Raw genomic sequence first — 17,463 nt, forward strand, 5'->3', positions numbered from 1 at the left:
CTCTACTTTTCCGCTTCATGAACGCCAGGTGGTTGGCATAGATTGTCCATTCCGCAAAATTGGTAAAATACGTTGCAATATAACCTCTAACTGCCAATTATCCTGCGCGATGCCACGCACAATCAGCATGCCATTCCATGCTGAGGCCGCGAACCCTTTGCATTCTTCTGCTACTAACACATTACGTAATGGTTCAAGGCGACTGGATACATCGGATGCAACTAAAACAAGCGTTGTAACGGCACGATACCCGCCTGCCACCGCAGGATCCTTCAAAAGAACATTTACAGAATCGCTTTCAAGTTTCAGCGTATCTTCCAAAATGCGCCGCCCACCCTGCCGAACGGAGAGACCATCTCTGACATGCAATTGCTCAACACGTTCACCCGAAGCAACACGACCAAAAAAACGGCTTTCAAGAAACAGAAATCGCGCATTATCCGCCATCTCTACAGTCATTTTGCGCTGTAAACGGCTACCATCAAAAAAAATTGTGCCGTGCGGCAACCATTCCAAACATGCATCTTCCGCGATATGGCAGGAAACATTTATTCGAGCTGCCGGATCATTCGAACGCGCTCGATAAATACGTTCAGCCGCTTGAGATGTGACAAGAAGATTTGTGTGCGGGTTACACCTCAAATCTCCCTCAATGCGGTCTCCTGCCGCTATACCACCTGAAATATTTACCGTGACAACTTCCATCTGTTGGCCTGCAACACGAGGAAATAACAAGCGGCAGCATCCCTCCTGCTCCAACCCGTAGCATTGGGTCTGAGAACGATCATTTCGGACTTCCAACCCAAAACGACCGTAAGCACGTTGCAGAAGAGGCACTTAATTGTATCCAATTCCTGTAAGGACTATTTTTAAATAGATAGGGTATTATGCTTCCGTCAATAAGGGTGGGATATACGCATATTTACGTATAAGAAATAAGGTTATAAATTATAAAATATACTGTAATTATTGAAAAAATCTGTTTTCAGGAAATATCAAACTTCCTAGACTCCTTAGGTTACACATGAGAAGAATACTTTGTTATAACTTCAATGCCACTGCAGAAAATGTAACATGGAAAGCTATAGGGTTGTTTACCATATTAGGTGGTTTTAACATCGCAATTTGGCTTTGGGCCTCCATTGCTTTCCGCTATTCTCCCAGCTTATTAAGTATGGCGTTTGTCGCATATAGCTTGGGCCTACGTCATGCCGTAGATGCTGATCATATTGCTGCTATTGATAATATAACTCGCAAATTAATGCAGGAAGGCAAACAACCACTTTCTGTAGGGCTTTTCTTTTCCCTAGGTCATTCTAGTGTAGTAGTTATAGCATCCATCTTAGTTGCTGCCACAGCGACAACTTTTACACAAAAGCTTCATGTTATTCAGAAATTTGGTGAAATTATCGGACCAATGACTTCCATTGTTTTTCTAATATTTGTTGCCATCATGAATATCGTGATTTTTTATAATCTTTATCAAAATTTTTGTTATGCTAAATCTGGGAACATATCTCACCAAGAAGATATCCAGATTTTTCTTAATAAAGGGGGACTACTCACTCGTTTTCTTAAACCATTATTCGGTCTTATTCATAAAACTTGGCATATGTACCCACTAGGTTTCCTATTTGGCTTGGGGTTTGATACCGCAACAGAAGTTGGGTTACTCAGCTTATCAGCAAGCCAAGCATCCCATGGCATGACGCTCTGCTCTATCTTGGTCTTTCCTGCGCTCTTTACTGCGGGCATGTCTCTTGTAGATACACTAGATGGCGTTTTAATGCTTCGTGCTTATGGTTGGGCTTTTGTAGAACCTGTTCGCAAATTTTATTATAATATGCTGCTTACTGTCGTTTCTATCGTCATTGCTTTGCTCATAAGCGCCATTGAAGCACTTGAACTTATACGGAATCATCTAGGCCCTGAATATGCTTTATGGAACTGGTGTGAAACTTTAAGCGAAAACTTTGGCATTTTAGGTTGCGTGATTATTGCCATATTCATGACGTGCTGGGGTGTATCTGCTGTTATGATCAATCGTAAAGAAATATAAAAATACCTCCTTCCACAATTTGGAAGGAGGTATTTTGCAACACACTAGATTTTAAATATTAGACTTTCAGGATACCTGTGGTTTTCTGGAATTAGCTGCTGCAACCTTTTTGCCCCATTCCACCAACGTTTTGGTGCAATCAGAACGTTCAATCTGGCATTCGATAATGGTGGGACCTTCATGGTTTGCTTTAGCTTTTTTAATAGCCTCTGCTAGTTCACCTGCTGTGGTGGCTTTTAGGCCCAGACCATGACCATCTTCCGCATTGAACACTTCCATCAAGCCTGCGTAATCCCAGTTCTTGATGTAGTTGTAAGGGCCATCGTGGATGGCAATTTCAATAACATAGCCACGATTATTCACGAGGAAGATAATAACTGGCAGCTTATAACGCACCATCTGCGCCATTTCCTGCGCAGTAAGCTGGAACGAGCCATCACCTACCATAAGAATATGCTGTCGCTCTTGAGACCCCATGGCGTTCCCGAAAGCAGAGGGTACAGACCAACCAATATGCCCCCACTGCATTTCCAGCTCAACACGTGCACCGCGTGGTAAATCCATACGTGTGGCGTTGAACCAAGAATCCCCTGTTTCAGCAACCAAGGTAGTATCTGATGTCAGCATTGCGTTGATCTGACGGGTCATTTCATCATTTGTCAGACGCGCATCTGCCTTAGATGCTTCAATAACAGGCGTATGTTTTTTACTTTCCTGCGCCGTTAACGGACGGCTAGGAGCTTTTTTTGCCAGCTCTTCAAGGAATTCACGCAACGTGAAGCCTTCGTATGTCTTGCCGCCCACAGTGACGCGGTTAGGTTCTGCCAACAAAACATTGTCACCCTTGGGCCATGCGGTCCAACCTACTGTGGAATAGTCATTAAAGACGGGGGCCACACAAATAAGGGCGTCAGACTTTTCAACCAGCTCCTGCGCGCCAGGAGAAGAAACATCTCCCCAATAAAGACCACGAAAACCTTTGTGATCTTCGGGGAAAAAGCTTTTTGCTGCCGCCATAATCGTAACAGCACAGCCTAGCTTATCAGCCAGATGTTCTGTTTGTGTTTGTGCGTGTGCCGCGCGCACTTTGCTACCTACAATCATGGTAACACGCTGAGATTTTTCCAGCAGAGCAACAGAGGCTTCAACGGCCGCTTTTAGACTGACATCATCTACCCGCAATTCTGCCAGCAAGGACGAGACCGGGCCAGGGCGAACACATTCTGCATCAGATACGTTACAGGCAATTTCAACATATGCCGGCTTGCGTTCACGCAGGGCTGTGCGGATTACATGATCAATTTTGGCTGGGGCAGATGCTGCATCTGTAATGCTTTCTGCCGCGCATGTTACATGCCGCATCATTTCCAACTGGTAGGTATAATCGTTCGTGCCCAGCGTATGATGCAGAATATGGCCGGTTCCATAATCATTGCTATTAGGTGAACCAGAAATCAAAATAACAGGCAGGTTTTCTGCATATGCACCAGCAATAGCGTTCATGGCAGAAATGGCCCCCACACTAAAGGTAACCACAGCGGCCGCTGCGCCATGAGCACGTGCGTAACCTTCTGCACTAAAACCACAATTCAGCTCATTACAGCAGTAGACCTGTTCCATTTCCTTATTTGCCAGTAACTGATCCAGAAGAACCAGATTAAAATCTCCGGCTACGGCAAAGTGGTGCTTTAATCCAATCTGAGAAAGACGCTCAGCAAGATACATGCCGACTGTATATGTCATGGTTTAATCACTCCTATCGGAATAGCCTCAAAAAAAAACGGCTTTTAGCTAAAACCCTCAATCAGACAAATGTCCAATATATGAAACTGGTGGTTGTCATATAAAAAACATATCTCACAACCAAGAAAATATCCTATTTCGCCTTCCATAAAATCAACATAACCTATTGATATTAAGTATTTATTTTTGATATACGTGGGTTTTTATGTCGATTACGCAAGTATATATTTATATAATAGATCACAAAATGTCACCACATCGTGAATGATTATTCTTACCAAACAAAATTTTTACGCTTCTTTCCAACACTTTAACTTTAATGCCTTAAAAAGGCGCGGAAAGTGTGAGAATGCGCCAATTCCCAGATCTTCCCGAAAAAACACTCCAACTTTCTGGATAAACATCTAATTTATTTAGAATATGAAAAGAATTTTTTATGCCATCAGCGATAATACATGCGCTTAATGCACGTATGATGATAGGAGAAGCTATTATCAAGAATGTTTCTTGGTTTTTGGCGTTATCAAAAAGGCTATCCAACCATGCTTTTAACCTAGCATGAAATGCATATATGCTTTCTCCACCAACTGGAGAGTGCGTAGGATTCATAAATTGCTCCTGCTCTTCTACCGATAAACTTTTCAAATTCCGCCCTGCCAAAGCTCCATAATTTCTATTCCTTAGCTTCTGCTCCAAAACAATATTTTGTTCTAACAGAAGACGATCTAAAACTACAAAAATATCAGATGCACAAAAAATGCGCGAAATATTATGTTTTTCTAAAAAATCTTCTTGGATTATTTTAGAAAATGGAAATTTTATTATTTTGTTTTGCTCTGGTATATAACCTTTACGTACATTATCAGGCATTAAACTTCCTACCAAGACAACGCGTACTACTGGTAGATTGGGCATCATTTCTTCCAAGATTTTAGGTAAGTCTCATTCTTTCATTACTGTTTGCCACATTGTCGTGAACATCGTAAGTTCCGCCGCATATTTTAACGCTTGAGTGTGTTCTTCCGGAAAGCATGATGTCTGTTTTTTCTATAAGATTTATCAATAAATTGAATCACAAGACCTGCTACATTGCTGCTTTTCTGGCCCTTACAGGATGCACTCCTCCTGTTTCTGTTCAGCAGCTTAGCCTAACAGAGGCTTATCAAGATCGCACCCATACCGCTCTTAACGGAACAATCCTTAGTAACACCACCCGTATTGTGCTGGAACGCCAAAATTTGCTGGGCATATGGCAGGCACACCCAATTGCCGCCATTGAAATCCTGCGCAAAAGCACGCAAGACCAATTCTACACTCCAGATTTGAATGACCAACTTTTTGCGTTGGCAGAACTCAGCTATTTACGGGGGAAAAAACATAAATCCCGCACAGATTTCATGGCGGCTGCCATGTATGCATATGCCTATCTCAATCCTGCCGATAAAACGACTGAACATCCAGACCCATATGATCCACATTTTCGGCAAGCATGTGATATTTATATGCTCAGCCTGACAGAGGCTTTAGGTTCTCCTGCAAATATCAACTCTCAACACTGGGTACTACCATTTGGCGATCTGGATCTTTCATCTGTGCCATCAGAACGTATATGGCATGGCTATGAGCTTACTGATTTCCGCCCCACTGCGCGCCTTACTGTAAAAGGCGTTAAAAACATTTACAGCCACATGGGGCTGGGCGAACCCCTTGCAGCCATTCCACATGTAAGTGGTCGTGCACCATCCTCCTTTACAGTTACGGATAAACTACGCATTCCTGTCAGCCTGTTTATGGAAATACCTGACCCACGCAGACAAGTTCTCTCCGATCATATTACCGGCCATCTAACCCTTACAGCTTTAGATAATCGTGGGCATATTCTCACAACCAACAATACACCTATACCTCTACAGTACGATCAAACAGCCTCACGCGCACTTAGCCTCAGCAATGCTGTAGATTGGTCTAGCGAATACAAAGGTTTTCTGGACGGTCGTTTTTTTGATAATGGCCGCAAACCTCAGCTTATTGCCATAGAACCACACCGCTACGGGTGTATTCCCGTTGTGCTTGTTCACGGCACAGCATCCAGCCCTGGGCGATGGGCAGATATGGTAAACGATCTTCTGGAAGATCCTCAAATTCGTGCCCATTTTGAGTTTTGGTTTTTTTCTTACGCTACGGGAAATCCCATCCCATACTCGGCTTTTCAACTCCGCGAAGCCTTGGAATCCGCCATTCAAAACAATGGTGGTACGCAAGCAGATCCTGCACTTGGGCATATGGTACTTATTGGCCATAGCCAAGGCGGGCTTTTGGCAAAAATGCAGGTGATAGACCCTAAAGATAAACTCTGGAATGGGCTAACACACCACCCTTTCAACAGTTTACACCTTACCCCAAAAGCTCATAGATTTTTGCAAGAAACTCTGTTTCCAAAACCGTTGCCTGAGGCGCAACAAGTTGTGTTTATCTCTACACCACAACATGGAAGTTATCTGGCGGCACTTTCTTTAGCGCACCTTGTTGGCCGTATGGTGACATTTCCTGTCAGCCTAACTGAAGTGATGCAGCAAGTTGTCATTGGAGAATCTGGTGCAATACGTGTCAACATGAGCCCATGGCGTATGGGCAGTGTGTATGGCATGACACCCCATAGTGCCTTTATCCGCTCTCTAGCATCCATACCGGTTGTGCCAGAAGTACGTACGCACTCCATTATTCCCGTTCTAGGGGATGGCCCATTAGCAACTGCAGATGATGGCGTGGTAAAATACCGCAGTGCGCACATACCTTATGCTGATTCTGAACTGGTTGTGCGGCATTCTGACCATTCCACACAATCCAACCCTATCACTATTGCAGAGGTGCGCCGTATTTTGCTGGAGCATCTCGCTCACCTTACACCGGGAGTTCCAGAAACAGGGGATATGAGCAAACAAAATATCACACGTATTGGCGGTGAATATCAGCCAACAACACCCCCGGTGCATCCATGAGCAAGTTCCAACATAATTCTTCCACACATGGCTGGGTTTTCTGGGTAAAAGCTGCTGGTGCTTTCTTATTCAGCCTTTATTCTGCGGCTGCATTTTATTATTCCACCTTAACGCCAGATATGCTGCGTTTAGGCCTGAGTATCATTTTTCCGTTGCTTATTTTGGGGATGTTCTTTTTTGCCCCAGCCCGGCTTAGCCGCACCACTATTCCAGTTTTATGTGCTGTTTTTATAATATGGTATTTAACGGATCCACCGCGCAATCATCGTGATTGGGCTGGAGAGTATGCCTTGCCAGCAGATGCCGTTTTGACTGGTCGGACTGTGCATATTCAAAACATACGGAATTTTAAATACAAAACAGAAACAGATTATACACCACACTATTATGATGCCACATATAATCTGGATGACCTTTCATCTGTAGATATGATTACATCCTATTGGGCTGGGGAAAGTATTGCACATGTTTTTCTTACCTTTGGATTCAAAGACGGGCATCACCTAGCCATATCTATCGAAACGCGCAGGCAAAAGCGCTTTCCGTATTCGGCGATTGCTGGCTTCTTCCATCATTATGAAATGTTTTATGTTACCGCAGATGAACAGGATTTAATTGGTGTTCGGACAGATATCCGCAAAGAACGCGTCTATCTTTATCGGCTCTTTATTGCACCGCAAACGCGTGAACGCCTATTTAAAAGCTATCTTTCAGAAATTCATTTTCTGCATACTCACCCGCGCTGGTACAATACGCTCGCAGATAATTGCACAACAGAAATTCTCTCCCGCGCTGGCGCTCAACTGCATTATCGGTTGGATTGGCGCGTCTTGCTAAGCGGTTACACGGCCTCTTTGGCATATGATCTGGGGCTGCTGAACACACAGTATGATTTTCCCACCCTCAAACGCCTTAGCCGTATTCAGCGGCCGGACGGAGCGATGCCAGATGCACACTATTCGCAAGAAATCCGAGCTCATTTACCTTTAGATAAGCCTCCTACACTTTCACAAATCAAATAACAGAAATGTTATAAATGCTGTTACATGCTTAAGATGCTGTTTCGACAACAAAAAACATAAATAAGACTTGCGAATAAGAATTACTTATTAAAACTCGTTGATATTTAACGATTTTCTGTTTGCATTATGCCAAAAATATCCGTAAAAAGACTTCACAAACTTCCACCAAAATCTGGAAATCGTATCATGGTAAAAGATCCTAAAGTTATCGAACATCTGAACATCCAGCTTACAAATGAGCTGACAGCTATCAACCAGTACTTCCTGCATGCACGCACACTGCGCCACTGGGGCGTTACCCTGCTGGGCAAGAAAGAGTACGAAGAATCCATTGAAGAAATGCGTCATGCTGACTGGCTGATTGAACGCATTCTGTATCTGGGTGGGCTGCCTAACGTCCAGCGCCTGAACACCATCCTGATTGGTCAGGACGTGAAGGAAATTCTGGAATGCGACCTGAAGCTGGAAGAAAAAGCTCTGGGTGATCTGCGCGAAGGCATTGCCTATTGCGAAAGCGTGCGTGACTTTGTTTCCCGTGATCTGCTGCTGAAGATCCTTGAAAATGAAGAAGAACACGAAGACTTCCTGGATCGTCAGTTTGATCTGATCAAGCAGATTGGCATCGAACGCTACATCCAGCTGAACTCTGCAGCGGCTCCCGATCAGGAATAATTGCTGATCAAAGACTATGGGGCGTATAAGTGCCCCATAGTCACCCTGCCATTTAATTTACTGCAAATAAATCTGCATAAACTTCTGGCTTAAAGCCAACCGTAATTTCCCCTTCCCGGTCTAAAACGGGCCTTTTTATAAGGGATGGGTAAGCAACCATAAGCGCTAATGCGCGCGATTCATCAATATTTTCTTTTTCAGAATCAGGCAATTTACGAAACGTGGTGCCAGCTTTATTCAGCAACTTTCCCCACCCAACATTTTGCGCCCACTGTTTGAGTGTTGCTGTATCTATTCCCTGTTTTTTATAATCATGGAAACTATACGCCACACTATGCGCCTCTAGCCACTTCATGGCTTTACGCATCGTATCGCAGGATTTAATTCCGTATATCGTTATTGTTGCACTCATAACCTCTCCCTTGAGCAAACCAACTTTTCCTATGGTTGGATATTCAAAAGTTTCCGCATTTCTTCCATAAAAGCTGCATCCTGCTCCAAATCAAACGTGCGTGCAAAAACACCCGCATAACCCACACAAACAGGTTTGGTTTTTACGGCGTCAGCTTCTGTTAAGTAACGCGGCACAATATGGGTATGGAGAGAGGGTTCCTGATTACACCATGTTTCATAATTAATCCTGGCGGCACTCGTTGCCTTTAACAGGGCATCACCTACCGTTACGCAATCTGCCAGATATCGTATACGCTCCTGCCCGTGCAGATCATTCAGGCTCGGTACAATCGGGTCTGACAGAAGCTGGCAATAACCTTGTACTGGTTGTGTATCTGCAACAATAAGCCAACCTGAAGGCATGCGCCCAATAACCTGAGGGAACTTCCCTTCTCTCGCCCATTCAACACGTTGTTGAATTACATTTTTTGCCATGCTCAGCCTCAGTCATAATTTTGCTTTCTGCAACACGCCTGAGGACAGCCATGTTGTGTGGCTTATCGAATCAATCGCAGGCGTAATACCGAAAGCAGTCTGGTTCATGCCCGTTTACCATGCCTGCGGCTTGCATCCATGCATAAACAATAACCGGGCCAACAAAGCAAAAGCCGCGTTTCTTCAATTCCTTGGAAAGAACCTGTGAAGCGCGCGTTTGCGCAAGCGCATGAGGCTGCTTCGTCTTTATAGAATTTTGCTGCGCCACATCCCACGCAAAACTTGCAAAATCCTCGCCTTTTGCCTGCATCTGCAAATAGGCATGAGCATTTTTAACTGTCGCTTCTATTTTTAAACGTGCGCGAATAATCCCGGCATCCTGCATCAATCTTTGCACATCTTGCTCTGTAAACTGCGCTACTTTTTCTGGATCAAACCCAGCAAAAGCCCTCCGAAAATTTTCACGCTTCTGCAGCACCGTATTCCATGAAAGCCCGGCCTGAAAACTTTCTAGCACCAGCATTTCCCATAAGATGCGCGCATCCTTAATGGGCACACCCCATTCAGCATCATGGTAAGCGCGCAAAATCATGTTCCCACATGCCCATTTGCAACGGTGCTTATGAGAATCCATATAATTTTTCGGCTTTAGAAGCGGCGCTGAGGCTGCGTTGTCTGCACAAAGGCAAACTGTGCGCCTTCTTCCCGAAGGATTTGATCTTTCCTTTTGGTAGATTTTGTTCCGAGTTTATCCGCAATCTCGTGCGTGGCAGATAGCAGGCCTTTGTCACCTTTTAAAAGACCAATCAAAATCCTTACCCGCAAGGCTTCATCTTCACTCTGCAAGCTGTAGTAAATCGTGCGCGATTCGCGACGTGGCACAATAAGGTTAGAACGCCTTAACGTGCCTAACTGCTGGCTGAGAGTCGGCTGGCCAATCCCGGTTCTGCTTTCCAGCTCCCCCACTGCCAGCGCCCCATGCTGCAAAAGTGCATCCAGAATCATGAGGCGCTGCGGCTGAGCAAACAGCTTGAGTTGCTCCACCAACTGTTTTGCTTCGTCTAAAGACATTTCCACCATGAGCTTACCGCCCCTGATCAGGCTTTAAACACATAAACCACGATGGCCCTGCCTGCATAACAGCATCTTGAGTTTGCGCCGTAGGCAGCACCACATTCCCTCCGGGTGCCCAACCTTCGGGGGTGAGAACATCCCCCTCATCCACCCGTTGAAGGGCAGCAAGCAAACGTAGTAATTCCGCCACAGATCGGCCAACAGTCATGGGGTAGCATGTTGTGGCCCGCACAATACCTTGTGGGTCAATCATGTACACACTGCGCACGGTTGCGCTATTCCGCGCTGTTGCATCCAGCATACCATACGCACGTGCAATGGCCATGGATGGATCTTCTACCACCGGGAAAGGAATCCGAACGTCAAACCTCTCTCGTATAGCTTCAATCCATGCAAGATGGGCAGGCAGGCTATCTACGGAAAGGCCTACCAATGCACAGTTCATAGCTGCAAATTGCGCAGCAGCCTGAGCAAACGCAATAAATTCACTTGTACAAACTGGTGTAAAATCTGCTGGATGCGAAAACAGCAGCACCCACTGCCCACGCAAAGCACTTAACGTAAGCATGCCTTGGGTTGTCCGCGCCATAAAATCTGGAGCCATGTCTCCAATTCTGGGTGCGGCCACTACCGGCTCCAACTGACTGGTATCTATGATGCGGTCATTCATAGCAGCAGTGTTTACGCGCATTCTTTCACTTGACGCAAGATGCTTTCATTCTTAATTAAAGTGTATATTCATGTTTACTTAAAATAATAAACTGTTGGGAGTTTTCCTTATGTCAGATCCAGCTATCGCCACAGCCACCCAGCAGATTTTAATGGCTGTGCAGCACCCCGAACAACAACCTGTTGTAAAAACCTTTTTTGATGAAAAAACCTTCACAGCCAGCCATGTAGTGCATGATCCACAAACTCTAACGGCTGCCGTTATTGATAGCGTGCTGGATTATGATCAGGCTTCTGGCCGTATTAAATACGATTCTGCTCAAAAAATTGTCGATTATGTGCGCACTGAAAAATTGCAGGTTGCATGGCAACTAGAAACACATGCGCATGCTGATCATCTTTCCGCCGCACCATGGTTGCAGGAACAACTGGGCGGCAAGCTGGGTATTGGTGCCAACATTGTGCAGGTGCAGGAAGTTTTTGGCAAAATCTTTAATGCCGATACCAGATTTGCACGTGATGGATCTCAGTTTGATCATCTTTTTACAGATGGCGAACAGTTCAAGCTGGGCAACCTGAACGCCATAGCATTACACGTTCCAGGCCATACCCCCGCAGATATGGCTTTTATTATCGGTGATGCAGCCTTTATTGGCGATACACTGTTTATGCCAGATTATGGCACTGCCCGTGCAGACTTCCCCGGTGGGGATGCCCGGATGCTGTATCGCTCTATCCGTCGCCTTCTCACCTTACCAGCGGAAACGCGCCTTTTCCTCTGCCACGATTACAAGGCTCCACACCGTGATACCTATGCGTGGGAAACCACTGTAGGTGCAGAGCGCGCGCATAATGTGCATGTGCATGAGGGCGTAAGTGAGGATGAGTTTGTAAATATGCGCACATCACGAGATGCAACACTTGCCCTACCCAACCTGATTATGCCTTCCGTACAAATCAATATCCGTGGGGGGCATATGCCAGAACCAGAAGATAACGGCACAAGTTACATCAAGATCCCCATCAACAAGCTCTAAAATTTACTGACCTTTCTGGATACCACATATGCTCACCTTATCTGTTCCCCATCTCCTGCTAGAACTTATGTCTGGCGTACTGGTCGGTTTTACTTTGGGATTAATTGGTGGCGGGGGGTCCATTCTGGCGGTACCGCTTATGGTGTATCTGGTAGGTGTAAAAAACCCTCACGTGGCTATTGGCACCAGTGCATTGGCTGTAGCTATCAACGCATTGGTGGGGCTAGCACAGCATGCACGCAACCATACGGTCAAATGGCGCTGTGCAGGTATCTTTGCATCGTGTGGAGTCGCGGGAGCATTTATTGGGGCCGCCATCGGCAAAACAGTTGATGGCAAAAAGCTACTTTTGTTTTTTGCTCTGTTAATGATTGGGGTGGGTATTCTTATGCTCCGCGGGCGGCACAACATTGGTTGTCCGGGTGCAAGCTGTAATAGACATAACGCTCCCAAAGTTATGGGCTACGGCCTTGGCACGGGCTTACTTTCCGGCTTTTTTGGCATTGGTGGCGGCTTTCTAATTGTGCCCGGGCTTATTGCATCTACCGGCATGCCTATTCTCAATGCAGTTGGCACGTCTCTGGTTGCCGTTTCCGCTTTTGGGTTTAGCACTGCTTTAAGCTATATGCTGTCCGGCTATATTGATTGGCAGTTGGCGGCTCTTTTCATTTTAGGAGGAGCCATTGGTTGCCTTTTTGGCACCCACACAGCCCGCCGCATGGCAAAATCTTCTAGTCATCTTACAACACTTTTTGCCTGCATTATTTTTATCGTAGCAGTTTATATGATCTGGCAAAGTGTACAAAAATTATAAAGCTTATGCGCTACCACACAGCTTACGAGCACTCGCCAACGCTGTGTGAAGCTGCATGTAAATATTATCCTTTCCAAGCACTGCTATAATATGGTGACGCTCCATATCTTTTAGAAAAAATGGAGCAACACGACCAAACAACACGGTAATCCCACGTGCATGCAGCCTTTGCAAAACATCCCGCACCACTTGCGCGGCTGAATAGTCAATATCGGTAATTGCACTGCAATCTACCACAACACATTTTACCGGGTCCGGCGCGGATGAAATCAGCGTCATGATATCATCAGTAAACAAATTACAATTTGCATAAAATAAATCTGCACAAAACCGATAAATGATAATACCCGGCATACTTTGCTCTCCGGGTGCCACCGCTTCAGCCTCTAACATTCCAGTCGTGGCTTCTGGTGCCATTACCAACGTATGCGGCATATAGCTATGCCGAACGTGCCGAAATAAAGAAAGCGCAATAGCAATAAAGATACCCTGTTCCACCCCTACACTTACAACCGTAGCAGCTGTTACCAGCGCTAAACGAAATTCTCCGGGGCTTTCATTGCGAATGCCATTAAGCGCCTGAATATCTATCATTCGCACGGCCACACAAAACACAATGGCACCAAGCACGCAACGGGGGAGATACTGCAACGGTGCAGGAAAAAACAAAATTACACAGGCTGTTACAGCAGCAAAAACAAGCTGTGCTTTTTGTGATCTTGCGCCTGCCTGCACAGCCATAGCTGTTTGCGTGGGGCTACCATTTACCGTAAACGTACCTGTTAAGGCAGCCGCAGCATTGGCAGCACACAGGCCCACAATATCTGCATTTTCATCAACATGTTCATGAAACATGTTTGCAAAAGCACGTGAAGTTGCCGCACTTTGCGCAATAATAACAAAAACACAGGACGCCGAAATGGGTAGCAGAGCTAGTATATCATGCCAGCCGGGCAGAGGTACAGAAAACGCTGGCAAACCCCCACGTATGCTGCCCAGAATGGCAACATCGTAATGTTGTAAGTCTAACTTCCAACTACAAAAAATACTGATAACCACAACACACAAACCTACTGGCCAATGAGGCTTCTGTCTTGCTCCTGCCAACAACACAACACAGCTCAGGCTGGCAATGGCCATGCTTAACCCTTGCATCTGCCCGAAACCTTGGAACAACCCTATCGCCTGAGCCAGTGTATTGTGAGAGGACGAGACTAGGCCTGTCATGTCATACAACATGCTTAAGCCCACTTGTACACCCACGCCTGCCAAAAAACCCACCAGCACAGTGCGAGACAAAAAATCTGCCAGAAACCCTAACCGAAATAAGCGGGCAACTAAGAGAAATCCTGCATTAAGGAGAGCAACTGCGCTAACCAACTCCATATATCTGGCACTGCCGGGGGAAACCATTTCTGACAGGCCACTGGAAAAGATGGCCGCCGTAGCAGAATCTGCAGCTACCACCAGATGGCGTGAGGATCCAAACAGGGCAAACGCCACCAACGGGAACAACACTGTATATAGCCCGCACACAGCAGGCATTTCAGCAATACGGGCATACCCCAGAACCTGAGGAATGTTTATGGAGGCTAAAGAAAGCCCTGCCAGCATATCCGACCATGACCCGGACTTTTTGGTTATCCGTTGGCCGAGCCAATTTTTTATGCCTAACAAGGGCGACATACTCTCTCCATCCCATTCTATTTGCGTGCCATGATACCCTCAAATATCATAATTGAGGCTTCACTCTTTAGGATGCACCTATGTCAGTTACTCTCTACCACAATCCTTCCTGCGGCACTTCACGCACAGTTCTGGGCCTTATTCGAGATGCGGGAATTGAACCGGAAATTATCCTTTATCTGAAAGCTCCCCCAACTCGTGCGGAATTGGAAAGCATTCTTGCCAAAGGAAAATTGAGCGCACGCGACATTTTGCGCAGCAAGGAAGCATTATGTAAGGAACTGGGGCTTGACGCACCCGATATCAGCGATGATCAGATTCTTGATGCCATTGCAGAATATCCCAAACTTCTCAATCGTCCTGTTGTAGTCACACCCAAAGGTGCAAAAGCCTGTCGCCCGGCGGATATTGTGCTGGAACTGTTATAAGTTTTTCCACAGCCATACGCCCTATCTCTTACCCAAGGGGGCGTATGGTGTTACATCAATGAACTCAAATATCATAACACGGATACTTGAGTTCATTGATATTTACTTATCCGATACATCGGCTAAAAGAAGCTCTGCTTTTTCCTGCGCAATCACAACCACATCCTGCTGATCCGTTATTGCCGCAGCATCACCACAATGCAGAACATTTCCGTTTATAGTTACAATGCCTGATACAACCAGCAGATAAAGATCACGCCCTAACGTGGTGCTGTAAGCTGCCCCCTCCGCCGCGGGTATCACCGCATGTAACAAGCGTGCACGCGCAGTTAAAGCAACAGGAGCACCATCTGTAATTTGACCTTCTTCCTCCGGATCATCTTCTGGAAAGCCTGATGCAAGAATTCTAAAACCACCGTCTTCCAATTGGGGAAAACTTGCACGAATTTCTTGCGCAGGCGGCACACCTTCTACATCCACCATAAACCAGAACTGAATAAACGCAGCACCCGCCAGACCAGCACTCCATTCTATCCTTTGGCACCCTGTGCCTGTGCTTAAAAGATGCAGCCCTCCGGGCCCAATATCTTCCTGCTCAAAATCATCTGCATTGCTGGTCAGACTTCCTGCGGAGAGCCATGTTAGAATATCCACATTGGCTTCTGGCCCCAGATAATATCTTTGGGCCGGCGCAAGCTTACCCAGATTAAGCACACGTAAGCGTCCATCATGCGTGTATGCTGGATCTTGATAATCAGCGAATGCAAAATGACAGCGCAGTATGAGCGTATCCGAATGTGCGTTACCCAGAGTTGCCGCACGTCTGATTGTTATCATACGCCAATCTCACACATGTTTTTTTGCTTTCGTTTTGTCTGGGTAAATACCTTCCCAGCCGCCACCAACTGCACGGTAAAGGTGCGTGACAGACCCTGCCACGCGCGCCGTGGCATCTGCCAATGCACTTTGAGAAGACAAAAGCGCATTCTGCAATGTCAGCACATTTAAAAAGTCGGATGAACCCTGCACATATTGGGCCTTGGCTGTATCCACAGCAATTTCGTTTTCATGCACGGCTTCAGCCAATTCATCACGCCGCCGCTGAGCCGCCGTAAAATCGGCCATGGCATCATCAATTTCCTGCCACGCTTTTAAAACCGTGCGCTGGAACATAGTTGCTGCTTCTTTCTGCTGCGCCTTACGCAAATGCAACTGGCCTGTTAGCCTTCCACCTTCAAACAAAGGGAGTGTTGCAGTAGGGCCAAAACCATACTGACGTGATGCCCATGAACCCAAACCACTAAACTGAAGGGCCTGCACATCCAAACTGCCAGATAGTGTGACGCGCGGAAAGAAATCTGCAATGGCTACACCAATACTGGCCGTGGCAGCATGCAAATGATCTGCCGCCATACGAATATCAGGCCGATGCTCTGCCAGTTCAGATGGCAAGCCCACCGGCACCAAAGCAGGTACCAGAGGGATTGGGCCTGGCGCCCCAAGTTCTGCATCCAACGCCCCTGGTTCACGCGCAACCAGAAAGCTCAAGGCATTTAGCATGTGCGTTGCTTGCGCCTGCAAAGGTGGTAAGCGTGCATCAAATGTATGAAGCTGGCCTGTAGCTTCTGCCACATCCAAACGTGTTGCGGCCCCTTGCTCGAACCGTAATATGGTGAGTTTTACACTATCTTTTGCAACCTGAATATTATGCTGCAAAATGCCAATCTGCGTTTGTGTTGCGCGTAAATCAATATAATCCTGCGCTGTTTCTGCCATAAGAGATACCAGAATATCTCGTCGCATTTCCTCCGTTTCGTGCATGGCTGCTGTAGCGGCTTCCACCTGCCGCCGCACGTGCCCCCAAAAATCCACTTCCCACGATGCGTTCATACCGTATTGGGGCAAGTTGAATGAGGGATTCCCCACACTTCCGGGCAATGCTGTAGGCCCAAACCCTTGAGAGCCAGATGCAATAGACCCCGCCTGTTCACGCTCCATAGTGCCCAGCAAACCCAGAACACCATTGATGCTGGCGCGTTCACGCCCATAAGATGCATTGGCTTCTGCATGAGGAAACTGTGCAGCACTGGCAATGCGCCGCTCTGCCTGACTTTGCATCAAACGCAGGCTCGCCGCTTTAATATCCAGATTGGAAGCTGCAACCTCATTTTCCAGCTTAGTCAGCACCGGATCATGAAACAGTGTCCACCACTGCGGATCTGCTGAAGCCGTCGTAATCTGGCTTTCTGCTGGCGGTTGGGTTGTGCGCCAATCTGCTGGCGCTTTAACGTGCGGCTTGTGATAGTTCGGCCCAACAGTGCAACCAGAAAGCACCAGCACGGATAAGCCGGAAAGAAAAAGACGCTTCATGG

Annotated in this window: 18 protein-coding genes; 7 read left to right on the forward strand and 11 right to left on the reverse strand. The window is 46.4% G+C overall.

All coding sequences use genetic code 11. The features are described from left to right. Positions 1 to 15 precede the first annotated feature (15 nt). Positions 16 to 837, reverse strand: coding sequence for an urease accessory protein UreD (locus DS739_RS11505; protein ID WP_006115791.1), 822 nt, complete (start codon positions 835 to 837; stop codon positions 16 to 18). A gap of 187 nt (positions 838 to 1,024) precedes the next feature. On the opposite strand from DS739_RS11505, the gene DS739_RS11510 reads away from it, so the two are divergent. Next, a complete protein-coding gene (locus tag DS739_RS11510; protein WP_006115790.1) occupies positions 1,025 to 2,059 on the forward strand; it encodes a HoxN/HupN/NixA family nickel/cobalt transporter in 1,035 nt (344 codons plus the stop codon). Positions 2,060 to 2,125: 66 nt separating this feature from the next. Here DS739_RS11510 and DS739_RS11515 read toward each other — a convergent pair whose 3' ends face one another. Both DS739_RS11515 and DS739_RS11520 read right to left on the reverse strand, forming a co-directional pair. Beyond that, complete coding sequence (locus DS739_RS11515) at positions 2,126 to 3,802, reverse strand: alpha-keto acid decarboxylase family protein (RefSeq protein WP_006115789.1); 1,677 nt, start codon at positions 3,800 to 3,802, stop codon at positions 2,126 to 2,128. Between the two features lie 324 nt (positions 3,803 to 4,126). After that, positions 4,127 to 4,720 carry a histidine phosphatase family protein gene (locus DS739_RS11520; RefSeq protein ID WP_170315293.1) on the reverse strand — a complete coding sequence of 198 codons (594 nt, stop codon included), beginning with the start codon at positions 4,718 to 4,720 and terminating at the stop codon, positions 4,127 to 4,129. Positions 4,721 to 4,836: 116 nt separating this feature from the next. Between DS739_RS11520 and DS739_RS11525 the strand changes: the two genes are divergently transcribed. From DS739_RS11525 to bfr, 3 genes are all read left to right on the forward strand, one after another. Continuing rightward, the gene (locus tag DS739_RS11525; RefSeq protein ID WP_035352902.1) at positions 4,837 to 6,801 is read left to right on the forward strand and encodes a triacylglycerol lipase; all 1,965 of its coding nucleotides are present in this window, start codon (positions 4,837 to 4,839) and stop codon (positions 6,799 to 6,801) included. Next, positions 6,798 to 7,823, forward strand: coding sequence for a DUF4105 domain-containing protein (locus tag DS739_RS11530; protein WP_006115785.1), 1,026 nt, complete (start codon positions 6,798 to 6,800; stop codon positions 7,821 to 7,823). The genes DS739_RS11525 and DS739_RS11530 overlap by 4 nt, the downstream gene beginning before the upstream one ends. A gap of 186 nt (positions 7,824 to 8,009) precedes the next feature. After that, positions 8,010 to 8,495, forward strand: a complete 486-nt coding sequence (gene bfr / locus DS739_RS11535) for a bacterioferritin (RefSeq protein ID WP_035352900.1) — start codon at positions 8,010 to 8,012, stop codon at positions 8,493 to 8,495. A gap of 52 nt (positions 8,496 to 8,547) precedes the next feature. Here the strand turns inward: bfr and DS739_RS11540 are convergent, their stop codons facing one another. The 5 genes from DS739_RS11540 to DS739_RS11560 all read right to left on the reverse strand — a co-directional run bounded on the left by DS739_RS11540 (position 8,548) and on the right by DS739_RS11560 (position 11,148). Then, positions 8,548 to 8,907: an ArsC family reductase gene (locus tag DS739_RS11540; RefSeq protein WP_035352898.1), complete on the reverse strand. Its 360-nt coding sequence runs from the start codon at positions 8,905 to 8,907 to the stop codon at positions 8,548 to 8,550. A 29-nt stretch (positions 8,908 to 8,936) separates the two neighbouring features. After that, positions 8,937 to 9,383: an HIT family protein gene (locus DS739_RS11545; protein ID WP_006115781.1), complete on the reverse strand. Its 447-nt coding sequence runs from the start codon at positions 9,381 to 9,383 to the stop codon at positions 8,937 to 8,939. 70 nt (positions 9,384 to 9,453) lie between these two features. Beyond that, entirely contained in the window at positions 9,454 to 10,017 is a 564-nt protein-coding gene (locus tag DS739_RS11550) for a DNA-3-methyladenine glycosylase I (protein WP_006115780.1), read from the reverse strand. 14 nt (positions 10,018 to 10,031) lie between these two features. Beyond that, a complete protein-coding gene (locus DS739_RS11555) occupies positions 10,032 to 10,463 on the reverse strand; it encodes a helix-turn-helix transcriptional regulator (protein WP_006115779.1) in 432 nt (143 codons plus the stop codon). A gap of 4 nt (positions 10,464 to 10,467) precedes the next feature. Continuing rightward, the gene (locus tag DS739_RS11560; protein WP_006115778.1) at positions 10,468 to 11,148 is read right to left on the reverse strand and encodes a peroxiredoxin; all 681 of its coding nucleotides are present in this window, start codon (positions 11,146 to 11,148) and stop codon (positions 10,468 to 10,470) included. A gap of 88 nt (positions 11,149 to 11,236) precedes the next feature. Between DS739_RS11560 and DS739_RS11565 the strand changes: the two genes are divergently transcribed. Next, positions 11,237 to 12,163 (forward strand): MBL fold metallo-hydrolase, encoded by a 927-nt coding sequence (locus tag DS739_RS11565; protein ID WP_035352896.1) that lies wholly within the window; start codon positions 11,237 to 11,239, stop codon positions 12,161 to 12,163. A 28-nt stretch (positions 12,164 to 12,191) separates the two neighbouring features. Next, on the forward strand, positions 12,192 to 12,977 hold the full coding sequence (locus DS739_RS11570) for a sulfite exporter TauE/SafE family protein (protein WP_006115776.1): 786 nt from the start codon (positions 12,192 to 12,194) through the stop codon (positions 12,975 to 12,977). Between the two features lie 3 nt (positions 12,978 to 12,980). On the opposite strand, the gene DS739_RS11575 is transcribed toward DS739_RS11570, so the two are convergent. Then, positions 12,981 to 14,663, reverse strand: coding sequence for a SulP family inorganic anion transporter (locus tag DS739_RS11575; protein WP_006115775.1), 1,683 nt, complete (start codon positions 14,661 to 14,663; stop codon positions 12,981 to 12,983). Between the two features lie 80 nt (positions 14,664 to 14,743). On the opposite strand from DS739_RS11575, the gene arsC reads away from it, so the two are divergent. After that, positions 14,744 to 15,091, forward strand: coding sequence for an arsenate reductase (glutaredoxin) (gene arsC / locus DS739_RS11580; RefSeq protein WP_006115773.1), 348 nt, complete (start codon positions 14,744 to 14,746; stop codon positions 15,089 to 15,091). 102 nt (positions 15,092 to 15,193) lie between these two features. Here arsC and DS739_RS11585 read toward each other — a convergent pair whose 3' ends face one another. Together DS739_RS11585 and DS739_RS11590 are read right to left on the reverse strand one after the other, a co-directional pair. After that, complete coding sequence (locus tag DS739_RS11585) at positions 15,194 to 15,928, reverse strand: hypothetical protein (protein WP_006115772.1); 735 nt, start codon at positions 15,926 to 15,928, stop codon at positions 15,194 to 15,196. A 9-nt stretch (positions 15,929 to 15,937) separates the two neighbouring features. Next, positions 15,938 to 17,461, reverse strand: a complete 1,524-nt coding sequence (locus tag DS739_RS11590; protein ID WP_035352894.1) for an efflux transporter outer membrane subunit — start codon at positions 17,459 to 17,461, stop codon at positions 15,938 to 15,940. Positions 17,462 to 17,463 lie beyond the last annotated feature (2 nt).

It is taken from the genome of Acetobacter sp. JWB (genome assembly GCF_003323795.1).
GTDB classification, from domain to species: Bacteria; Pseudomonadota; Alphaproteobacteria; order Acetobacterales; family Acetobacteraceae; genus Acetobacter; species Acetobacter oryzifermentans.

Bases quoted from the DNA above. Each gene is read 5' to 3' on its own strand.
- DS739_RS11510 (WP_006115790.1), top strand. From the start codon at position 1,025: ATGAGAAGAATACTTTGTTATAACTTCAATGCCACTGCAGAAAATGTA.
- DS739_RS11515 (WP_006115789.1), bottom strand. From the start codon at position 3,802: ATGACATATACAGTCGGCATGTATCTTGCTGAGCGTCTTTCTCAGATT.
- DS739_RS11520 (WP_170315293.1), bottom strand. From the start codon at position 4,720: ATGATGCCCAATCTACCAGTAGTACGCGTTGTCTTGGTAGGAAGTTTA.
- DS739_RS11525 (WP_035352902.1), top strand. From the start codon at position 4,837: ATGTCTGTTTTTTCTATAAGATTTATCAATAAATTGAATCACAAGACC.
- DS739_RS11530 (WP_006115785.1), top strand. From the start codon at position 6,798: ATGAGCAAGTTCCAACATAATTCTTCCACACATGGCTGGGTTTTCTGG.
- bfr (WP_035352900.1), top strand. From the start codon at position 8,010: ATGGTAAAAGATCCTAAAGTTATCGAACATCTGAACATCCAGCTTACA.
- DS739_RS11540 (WP_035352898.1), bottom strand. From the start codon at position 8,907: ATGAGTGCAACAATAACGATATACGGAATTAAATCCTGCGATACGATG.
- DS739_RS11545 (WP_006115781.1), bottom strand. From the start codon at position 9,383: ATGGCAAAAAATGTAATTCAACAACGTGTTGAATGGGCGAGAGAAGGG.
- DS739_RS11550 (WP_006115780.1), bottom strand. From the start codon at position 10,017: ATGGATTCTCATAAGCACCGTTGCAAATGGGCATGTGGGAACATGATT.
- DS739_RS11555 (WP_006115779.1), bottom strand. From the start codon at position 10,463: ATGGTGGAAATGTCTTTAGACGAAGCAAAACAGTTGGTGGAGCAACTC.
- DS739_RS11560 (WP_006115778.1), bottom strand. From the start codon at position 11,148: ATGCGCGTAAACACTGCTGCTATGAATGACCGCATCATAGATACCAGT.
- DS739_RS11565 (WP_035352896.1), top strand. From the start codon at position 11,237: ATGTCAGATCCAGCTATCGCCACAGCCACCCAGCAGATTTTAATGGCT.
- DS739_RS11570 (WP_006115776.1), top strand. From the start codon at position 12,192: ATGCTCACCTTATCTGTTCCCCATCTCCTGCTAGAACTTATGTCTGGC.
- DS739_RS11575 (WP_006115775.1), bottom strand. From the start codon at position 14,663: ATGTCGCCCTTGTTAGGCATAAAAAATTGGCTCGGCCAACGGATAACC.
- arsC (WP_006115773.1), top strand. From the start codon at position 14,744: ATGTCAGTTACTCTCTACCACAATCCTTCCTGCGGCACTTCACGCACA.
- DS739_RS11585 (WP_006115772.1), bottom strand. From the start codon at position 15,928: ATGATAACAATCAGACGTGCGGCAACTCTGGGTAACGCACATTCGGAT.
- DS739_RS11590 (WP_035352894.1), bottom strand. From the start codon at position 17,461: ATGAAGCGTCTTTTTCTTTCCGGCTTATCCGTGCTGGTGCTTTCTGGT.